The sequence below is a fragment of the Streptomyces botrytidirepellens genome (assembly GCF_003721215.1).
GTDB classification, from domain to species: domain Bacteria; phylum Actinomycetota; class Actinomycetes; order Streptomycetales; family Streptomycetaceae; genus Streptomyces; species Streptomyces himastatinicus.
Genome location: NZ_RIBZ01000081.1, coordinates 1 through 6448, shown reverse-complemented (window position 1 = coordinate 6448; position 6448 = coordinate 1). Strand labels below are relative to the sequence as shown.

The following is a 6448-nucleotide window of genomic DNA, read 5'->3' as shown; positions in this document are numbered from 1 at the left end:
GCCGCGAGGATCCGGCGAGTACAGGCTGCGCGTGGCCGACGCCGCTGGTCAGCCGGTGGCCGACATCGACTCGCTGGTACTGCAGCCGGTGTCGGTCGCCGACCTCGCTGCCGCCCGTGCCACGGCCGACAGCCTGTTCCGGCTGGAGTGGACCCCCGCACCGGCTCCGGCCGAGCCCGGCGAACGTGGCGACTTGGCCGTCCTCGGCACCGATCCGTACAACGAGGACGGGTGGTCTGCCGCGGGAGTCGCGGTGACCGGTTACGCCGACTTGGAAGCGTTGATCGCTGCCCTGGACGACGACGGTGTGGCGGTTCCGCGGACCGTCGTGCTCCCGGTGGCGCGGAATTCTGGGGATCTCCTGGGTGTGGTCGCTGGTGTGCTGGGGGCCATGCGGACGTGGCTGGCTGAGGAGCGCTTGGCGGGTTCGCGTCTGATGGTGTCGACCACGGGCGCGGTCACGGTGAGCCCTGCCTCCGACACGGGCGAGCTCGACCTGGCGGCCGCCGGGGCGTGGGGCCTGGTGCGTTCCGCGATGAACGAGCATCCGGGAAGGTTCGCGCTGGCCGATGTGGATGGCGAGCCGGACTCCTACCGGGCTCTGGCGGCGTACCCGGCCGAATCCGGGGAGTCCGGGGAGAGCCAAGTCGCGGTGCGGCAAGGCCGGACCTGGGTGCCCCGGGTCGTCCGCATGACCCCCGCCACCGGCGAGGACATCCCGGCGACACAGTGGGACAAGGGAACGGTGCTCATCACCGGTGGGACCGGCGGACTGGGCGCCGTGATCGCCCGCCACCTCGTATCCGCGCACGGCGTACGGGACCTGCTGCTGATCTCCCGCCGAGGCCACCAAGCCCCCGGTGCCCAGCAACTCCGCAAGGAATTGGCCGACTTGGGCGCCTGCGTGACGATCACTGCCTGCGACGTCAGCGACGAGCGGGCACTAGCCGACGTGCTCGACACCGTCCCGGACGATGCGCCGCTGGCCGGGGTGGTGCACGCCGCCGGTGTGCTCGACGACGGCCTGATCACCGACCTCACTCCGGAACGCCTGGCCGATGTGCTCGCGGCGAAGGCGGAGTCGGCGCTGCACCTGCACCACCTGACGGCGAAAGCCGACCTTCAGGCGTTCGTGCTGTTCTCCTCGATCGCCGGAGTGGTCGGAAACGCCGGGCAGTCGGCCTACGCGGCGAGCAACACGGTGCTCGACGCACTTGCGGTGTCCCGACGCGCCCAGGGGCTGCCCGGCGTATCCCTGGCGTGGGGCATGTGGGAACACCCCGACGGCATGGGCGGCCGCCTCGGTGACGCGAACCTGGCCCGTCTGCGCGGACAGGGCTTCGCGCCGCTGACCACCGAGCACGCGCTAGCGCTGTTCGACTTGGCGGTACGGTCCGACGAGCCGCTCGCGCTGCCGGTCTCGGTCAACACCACGGCACTGGCCGCACGCCGGGACAGCGTGCCCGGCATGTTGCAGGGCCTCCTGCCGGCGGCCGCCCGGCAGCGGCGCGCCGGGGACCGGAGCGGTGCGGGCAGTTCCGATGTGCTTGCCCGCCGCCTGCGGGGCCGGTCCGCGGCCGAGCAGGACAGGGTGCTGCTGGACCTTGTGCAGTCCCAGGTCGCGGCGGTGCTGGGACACGGTTCCGCCGGCGTGATCGATCCGGGGCGGGCGTTCAAGGACCTCGGGTTCGATTCCCTGACCGCGGTGGACCTGCGTAACCGGCTCAACAGCGCGACCGGGCTCACCCTGCCCGCCAGCCTCGCCTTCGATCATCCGACGATCGAGGGCCTCGCCGGGTACCTGCGAGAACAGCTCGACCAGGGCTCCGGCGAGGGCGATTTCGGCCTGAGCGACCTGGAGAAGTTCGAAGCCGCAGTGCTCTCGATGGCCCAGGACGGCGCGCTGCGCCAGCAGGTGCGGTCACGTGTCAAGGCGATGGTGGCGCGGCTGGAGGAAGACCTGGGCGGCGACGGTACCGAGAACGACGATATCGATTCCGCTTCACTCGATTCGATGTTCGAAATCATCGATCGCGAACTCGAAGGATGAGGGCGCTCATGACGGCACTCTCACGCGCGACAAAGGGGCTGGGCTCACGTGTCCACTGACGAGAAGACGCTGACGTACCTCAAGCGTCTCACCACCGACCTCCGCGAGACCCGCCAGCGTCTGCGAGAAGCGGAGGCGAAGGACCACGAGCCGATCGCGATCGTGGGGATGGGCTGTCGCTACCCGGGCGGTGTGTCGTCCCCCGAGTCCCTGTGGGAGCTGGTCGACTCGGCCGGCGACGGGATCACCGGGTTCCCGGCCGACCGTGGCTGGGACCTCGAGGCCCTGTTCGACCCGGACCCGGATCGCGCGGGCACCTCGTACGCGAGGGAAGGCGGTTTCCTGCATGACGCGGCCGAGTTCGATGCGGAGTTGTTCGGCATTTCGCCGCGTGAGGCCCTTGCGATGGATCCGCAGCAGCGGTTGTTGCTGGAGACGTCGTGGGAGGCGCTGGAGCGGGCCGGGATTGACCCGTTGTCGTTGCGTGGTTCGTCGACGGGTGTGTTCGCGGGGTTGATGTACCACGACTATGCGTCGCGGTTGCAGGTCGCTCCGGAGGAAATCGAGGGCTTTCTCGGGAACGGGAACGCGGGCAGCATCTTCTCCGGCCGCATCGCGTACGTCTTCGGGCTCGAGGGGCCCGCGGTGACGGTGGATACGGCGTGTTCGTCGTCGTTGGTGTCCCTGCATTGGGCGTGTCAGGCGCTGCGTGCGGGGGAGTGTGGGATGGCGTTGGCCGGTGGTGTCACCGTCATGTCGACTCCGTCGACGTTCGTTGAGTTTTCGCGGCAGCGGGGTCTGGCCTCGGACGGCCGTTGTAAGTCTTTCGCGGACAGCGCGGACGGTACGGGGTGGGCCGAGGGCGCCGGGGTGGTGGTGCTGGAGCGGCTGTCCGACGCGCGGCGCCTGGGGCATCAGGTGCTGGCGGTCGTACGCGGGAGCGCGGTCAACCAGGACGGTGCGTCGAATGGTATGACGGCGCCGAACGGTCCGTCGCAGCAGCGTGTGATCCGCCAGGCGTTGTCGTCGGCGCGGCTTTCGGCGTCGGAGGTGGACGTCGTTGAGGCGCATGGCACGGGGACGCGACTGGGCGACCCCATCGAGGCGCAGGCGTTGCTGGCGACGTATGGTCAGGCGCGGTCCGGGAACGAGCCCTTGTGGCTGGGTTCGGTGAAGTCGAACATCGGCCATACGCAGGCTGCTGCTGGTGTTGCGGGTCTGATCAAGATGGTGATGGCGCTGCGTGCGGAGCGCTTGCCGCGGACGCTGCACGTGAACGAGCCCTCGACCCAGGTGGACTGGACGGCGGGTGCCGTGCAGTTGCTGGGGGAGGCTCGTAGGTGGCCGAAGGGGGAGCGTCTGCGCCGAGCGGGTGTCTCGTCCTTCGGGATCAGCGGCACCAACGCGCACATCATCATCGAAGAAGCGCCCGAGTTCGAGCTCCAGCCCGAACCTGACGTGGCCGAAGAGCCGCCTTCGGGGCAGTCGCTGCCGGTGGTGCCGTGGGTCCTGTCGGGGCGCGGCGAGCGGGCGGTGCGGGCGCAGGCCGAGCGCCTGGCCGGTTTCCTGGACACGGCGGAAGGGGTGGCTGACTGCTCGGCGGCCGATGTCGGCTACTCGCTGGCGACGTCGCGTGCGGTGCTCGATCACCGTGCTGTGGTGCTGGGCGGGCATTTGGAGGATTTGCGGTCGGGGGTCGCCGAGCTGGCCGACGGTGGCACTTCTGTGGTGTCCGGTGTGGTATCGGAGGGGCGTACGGGTTGGATGTTCACGGGTCAGGGGAGCCAGCGGCTGGGTATGGGCCGTGAGCTGTATGCCGCCTTCCCGGTGTTCGCGCGGGTCCTGGATGAGGTGTGCGGTTTTCTGGACGCGGAGTTGACGGGCAGGCCGGGGTTTGAGCACTCGTTGCGGGAGGTGTTGTTCGCGGCGGAGGGTTCTGCGGAGGCGGCTCTGCTGGAGGGGACCGGGTATGCGCAGTCGGCGTTGTTCGCGGTGCAGGTGGCGTTGGTGGAGTTGCTGCGGTCGTGGGGTGTGGGTCCGGATGTGGTGCTGGGCCACTCGATCGGCGAGTTCGTGGCGGCGTATGTGGCGGGTGTGTTCGAGCTGGGGGATGCCGCGCGGTTGGTGGCGGGTCGTGCGCGGTTGATGCAGGGGCTGCCTTCGGGTGGTGCGATGGCGGCGGTCGAGAGCACCGAGGCCGAGGTCGCCGACATCCTCAGCGGGTTTGCCGAGGGCGAGCGGGCTACGGTCGCGGCGGTGAACGGCCCCACGTCGGTGGTGGTTTCCGGTGACGAGGACGCGGTCGAGCGGGTGATGGCGGTTGCGCGGGAGCGGGGCCGCCGGGTGTCGCGGCTGCGGGTGAGTCACGCCTTTCACTCGCCGTTGATGGAGCCGATGCTGGCGGAGTTCGCCGAGATCGCCGCGAGCGTCGCCTACCGGCAGCCGGTGCTCGCCGCCGTCAGTACGGTCACCGGTGAGCCGGTCGGTGAAGAGGACTGGGCGACCGCTGACTACTGGGTGGATCAGGTCCGTCGGCCGGTCCGTTTCCACGAGGCTCTTGAGAGCGCCACCGGTACACAGGGTGTCAGCCGACTGCTGGAGGTCGGACCCGACCCGGTGCTGACCGCGCTGGCCAAGGCGGCCTCGGACGTGATCGTGGTGTCGGCCCTGCGTAAGGGGCGCGCTGAAGCCGAAACCGTGTTGGGTGCCGTGGCCGAGGTGTTCGTGCATGGCGCGAAGGTCGACTGGGCGGCAGTCTTCGCCGGGACGGGCGCGCGACGGGTAGGCCTGCCGACGTATGCATTCCAGCGGCAGCGGTACTGGCTCGAGGCTTCCCGGCCGGTCACCGACGCTCGTGGCTTGGGCCTGGGCGCGGCCGAGCACCCCATGCTTGGCGCGGCGGTGACCGTGGCCGGATCGGACGCGGTGCTGCTGACCGGACGGCTCTCGGTCTCCTCGCACCCGTGGCTGGCTGATCACGCTGTGGCGGGCTCGGTGCTGGTGCCGGGCACGATGTTCGTTGAGCTTGCGGTGCAGGCCGGCGAGCGGGTCGGCTGCGAGCAGGTCGAGGAACTGACTCTGCAGGCGCCGCTGGTGCTGCCGGAGCAGGGCGCGCTGCAGGTGCAGCTCAGCATCGACAGTACCGGGGGCACGGAGGAGGGCCGACGCGCAGTGCGCGTCTACTCGCGCCCCGAGGACGCGGCGGCCGAGGAGCCGTGGACTCTGCATGCCACGGGGACTCTCATCTCTGGTGGGGCTGTCGCGGATTGGGACCTGGCCGTGTGGCCGCCTGCCGGTGCGGAGCAGGTTCCGGTGGAGGGCTTGTACGAACGGCTCGCCGGTGGTGGCCTGGTGTACGGTCCGGCTTTCCGTGGCCTGCGGGAGGTCTGGCGGCACGGCGAGGACCTGTTCGTAGAGGCGGCTCTGCCCGAGTCGCTGTCCGGTGATGCGGCCGATTTCGGCCTGCACCCGGCACTGCTCGACTCCGTGCTGCATGCCTTGGGAGTGGGGGACCAGGCTGGCGAGGGAGCGGCGCTGCCGTTCTCGTGGTCGGGTGTGTCGTTGTCGGCGGTCGGTGCGGCCGCGGTGCGGGTGCGGCTGTCCGTGGGGAGGTCCGGCGAGGTCGCCCTGCAGATCGCCGACGCTACGGGTGCTCCGGTGGCCGAGGTGGAGTCGCTGGTATTGCGGCCGGTGTCGACCGCGGATCTGGCCACGGCGAACTCCCCGCATCGGGACAGCCTGTTCCGCCTCGACTGGATCCCCGCTCCCACCCCCGCCCCCGCTCCCGGCGAACCCGGCGGATCGGGTGCTGCCTGGGCCGTACTCGCCGACACCGATGAGTGGCGCGACGCGGGTGTTCCGGTGACCGGTTATGCCGATCTGGCNGTGGCGCGACGCGGGTGTTCCGGTGACCGGTTATGCCGATCTGGCCGCGCTGACCGCCGCGCTGGATGACGGTTCCCCCGTCCCGGACACCGTGGTGCTTCCGCTTCGCTCCACGGACACCGAGGTCACCGACGCGGTGGCCGGTGTGCTGGCCGTGGTCCGCGCATGGCTGGCCGAGCGGCGCTTCGCCGGGTCGCGGCTGGTGGTGTTGACGTCGGGTGCGGTGGAGGTGGCCTCGTCCGAGGATGGTGCTCGCGATGTGCTGGATCTCGCGGGTGCTGGGGTGTGGGGTCTGGTGCGTTCGGCGATCAGTGAGCATCCGGGGCGGTTCGTACTGGCCGACGTCGATGGTGCGCGGGAGTCGTATGAGGCTCTGGCTGTCGGCCTCGCCGGGCTGGGCGCGGACCAGGTCGCCGTCCGCGAGGGGCGTGTGTGGTTGCCGCGGCTGGTGCGGATGGCTTCGGGTGGGGTGTTGGAGCCTCCGGTGGGTGTGGGGTCGGGTTGGCGGTTGGA

Annotated in this window: 3 protein-coding genes; all 3 read left to right on the top strand. The window is 70.3% G+C overall.

Annotated features, from left to right (window positions below; translation table 11 throughout):
* The coding region (locus tag EEJ42_RS05935) for a type I polyketide synthase (protein ID WP_221179327.1) at window positions 1-2050 on the top strand (2050 nt) is incomplete at its 5' end.
* 48 nt (window positions 2051-2098) lie between these two features.
* On the top strand, window positions 2099-6004 hold the full coding sequence (locus EEJ42_RS05930; RefSeq protein WP_184502957.1) for a type I polyketide synthase: 3906 nt from the start codon (window positions 2099-2101) through the stop codon (window positions 6002-6004).
* On the top strand, window positions 5958-6448 hold a 491-nt coding region (locus EEJ42_RS05925), incomplete at its 3' end, for a SpnB-like Rossmann fold domain-containing protein (RefSeq protein WP_184502956.1). The genes EEJ42_RS05930 and EEJ42_RS05925, both read left to right, overlap by 47 nt.